Raw genomic sequence first — 3,201 nt, 5'->3', positions numbered from 1 at the left:
CCGGGCCGCGCGGCCACGTGCCCGCGCGGCGTAGGGGAGCGGACGCCTGCCGCGTCGGCGAGCTGGCGGCGGTCGCGGGGTTGCGGTTAGAGCGCCTCCGGCGGGGGCGCTCCGGCTCCAGGATGGCCGGGGCTCCGTCGGCGCGTCGCGGTCCGTGGGTGGTTGCGGTAGGCCATCCCGCCTGCCATCGACCCGGGCGAGCCGAGCAGACCACCACCCGACCCGCCAGCGTCCGAACCTGTGTCAAGGTCCGCTTGACGTGGCGGGCCGGGCGGCGGCCCGCTCCCCATTAGGGCGGGTCGACGGCAGACGGGATGGCGGCACTCAGATCAGCTAGGGCGAACTCAAGGCAAAGCCCTCAAGAGCCGATTTAACGTATCGGCAGTTCTCGGTGGCCCAGGCGCGACCGGTGGGCGAGCTACTGCCAGTCTGGCGCGGATTATGACCTAGCGCGTGGGGGCAGTGATCGGCTGCGTGCGCAAGGGTGCATACGTTTGGTACGAAGCGCCGAACCAGGATTGCATTGCCATGATGCCGCTAGTCCAGTAATACTCGATGCAGCTGCCCTGCCCGTGGCCAACGAAGTAGTAGGGGTCCAGTGCGAGGTGCCGCTGGTCCGTCCAGGTCCTCCATTCGTTGCTGCCGGTGGTCAACCAGTAGTTGCTAAGAACCCCCCAGTGCCAGGACCCGCCACTGGACCAACCCACGCTCCACACGACGGGATCGTAGTAGCCGCACTGCCTCGAATCGTCTACCGACCAAGACAGAAGCATGACGCTCGTTCCGTTGGGCCAGGTCACGATCTTGCGAGCGGTACGGTCGTAGACTTGAAGCCCGCTGGCGGGAGCGTTTTGGATTCTCGTGCAGATGCCGCTAGATGGTGCACCGGCAGGGTTGCAAAGCCAGTGGTCGGTGGGACCTGGGCCGGCATGGGCTGCGGTCGACACCGTGAGTGCCCCAAGCACAGATGCGAAGGCGAGCACTGATGCGAACAGGCTGCGACGCAGCCTTCCACTGGACCGCCTACCAGCCCAACGAACAAGTCCCATTTTTCTGCCTCTCGATGATCAAATGTGGCAGACGCTACCACGATGGGCTCCAATGTGGAGGCAAGGACTGCTGCGGGTGCCATCGGGTTGAGTCGGGGTGTCCGGCAAGCTCCGTCCGAGGGTCGGCAAAGGTGGCAAGTGACTAACTGAGTGACGATCAGCGCGAGCGACAGTGGACGTCCACGGACTCGGGCGGACTGGTCATGCTGGTAGAGGTACTTGGCAGCGCAGGTCAGCGCGCCGTGCTGATTGCCTGGGGGGCAGGGCGTCGCCCCGGCCACACGGGCACCGGCAAGATGGTGGCGTGATGACCGAGCCCGCCACCGCCGGCCGGATGGAGCTGGTCGATGACCTGGAGGGGCTGCCCGGCAGTTCCGGCGGGTGTCTTCTTGCCCTGACGTTGGAAGTCCCGGTCTTCCTTCGCGTTGGCGATGTCTGGTGGGTTGAGGACGAGGTGCTGTACGTCCAGCGAGGGGACGTCCCGGCCGTGGCGCCTCGGGGTCGCCTCGAATGGCGTCGGAAGTGGTAGGGCGGGGTCCCGGGGCACACAGGGGGCACAAGACGCTGTGAAACGTCGTCAACCAGTGAGCAACCTTGACAGCCCAAGACGCCGGGGTGAGCACGTGTCGAACAGCCGCGCCGCTGGTAGAGGGACAGCGGCTCTATGTTCCGCTTCAACGTCTGAGTTAAGCGTTGCTGTCCGAGCACGTCGCCTGGTTGAATCCGGCTGTCCTCGCTCAAGGCGTGGTGGCTCCGGATAACCACGCCCGCAAGGTGGAGAGGGTGGCAGCCCGTTCGAGCCGGGCCGAGTCCGGGGAGCCCCGTCGATGTGCGGGGCTCCCAAGCCCCGCACATCCATAGCGCGCCGACAGCAACGCTGACAGCAACCGGCCAGGACGAGGGCAGCGGCCGGCTGCCGAGCGCGGACAGCCGCCCGAGGCCGCAGACGCGCACGGACCGTCCCGGACGGAGCGCCCAGAACTTGTAAGCGAGGCGTCAACGTAAGCTCGGGCCCGTGGACGAACCGCAGCCGGCGCCCCGGCCTCTGTCAGCAGAGGAGGCAGGAGTTCTGGATGCGCTGCTAGCCCAGGACTTCCCTGGTGTGGGCGAGCTGCGAGTGCAATCGCAGGACCTCCTGGCTCAGCCGGGCTGTGGATGCGGCTGCGGAACTATCTGGCTCCTGCCACAAGGACTAAGCCTGCCGCCCTCACCCGCGACGAGTCCGGTGCCAGCGGAAGGCGTGGTGCTCGACGACCGAGGCAACGCCGTTGGCGGGATTCTGCTGTTCGTTCATCAGGGTCAATTGGCGGAGCTTGAGGTGTACTCGTGGGACGAGCCGCTGTCGATGCCGTCTCCGGACCGGGTTCGGTGGTTTCGCCAGGATCGCTGATCGAACTCGCGTAGTTCCTACGTGAGCAGCCAATCGAGCAGCCAAGCCGACGAACCGGCGCGGACGATCGTGGACCTGGGCGGCGTATTCGGCACGACGCCAGGCGGCGGACCAGCGGCCCGGAACGGACTCGTAATGCGTAGGTCGGCAGGACAAGAGCCAAGCGAAGTAGGTTCTGTCGCGTGAATGATCCGGGCGCTGCGGCCAAGCTCGTGTGTGGCCTCATCGGTTTTAGGCTGCTCGCGGTCTCCGAGGCGCGTTACTGGTTCGAGGGGCGGCGAGACGACGACGCGGCGAGCCTGCTGGACTTCTGGCTGCACTTCGAGGGCAAGCCGGCGTTGATGGCTCACGGCTGCGGCGAGCAGCTTAGCTTGGAACTTCTCGACCCTTACCCGTCATACGAGATGCAGGAGTGCGGCGAGACGAGAGTCGGCCCCGCGCGGGAGCCGGACCTGCTGGCCTCGTTCGTTGGGCAGCGACTGATCGATGCCTCTCTCATCCACGGTTACACAACTGCGCTGTCGGTCGGCGGTGTCCGACTGCGGTTCGAACACGACTACCTCGTGGTTGCGTCGCTTGCCGATGAGTGGTTGCTCGCGCGAGGACCGGTCCCAAGCGATCTCCGTAGGTACCTCGCAGCCGGGCCGTGGCTTGCCGGCACGGAGGATCGACAGCAGCGCTGACAGACATCCCATGAGCTTTGGAGTCAAGCAGCGGTCTTCTGGTCGTGCTGTTCGCGGTGTGGCCAGGCGGTGGTCTCGT

General features: G+C 66.2%; 2 protein-coding genes. Both read left to right on the top strand.

All coding sequences use genetic code 11. The features are described from left to right. Positions 1 to 1,356: 1,356 nt before the first annotated feature. Complete coding sequence (locus tag ABZS42_RS31405; RefSeq protein WP_355151521.1) at positions 1,357 to 1,578, top strand: hypothetical protein; 222 nt, start codon at positions 1,357 to 1,359, stop codon at positions 1,576 to 1,578. 1,043 nt (positions 1,579 to 2,621) lie between these two features. After that, positions 2,622 to 3,122 (top strand): hypothetical protein, encoded by a 501-nt coding sequence (locus ABZS42_RS31400; RefSeq protein WP_355151519.1) that lies wholly within the window; start codon positions 2,622 to 2,624, stop codon positions 3,120 to 3,122. Positions 3,123 to 3,201: the final 79 nt, after the last annotated feature.

Origin of the sequence: Micromonospora sp. NPDC005367 (genome assembly GCF_040606825.1) — a bacterium.
In the GTDB taxonomy this organism is placed as follows: Bacteria; Actinomycetota; Actinomycetes; order Mycobacteriales; family Micromonosporaceae; genus Micromonospora.
This window is presented reverse-complemented; position numbering and strand designations above follow the sequence as displayed.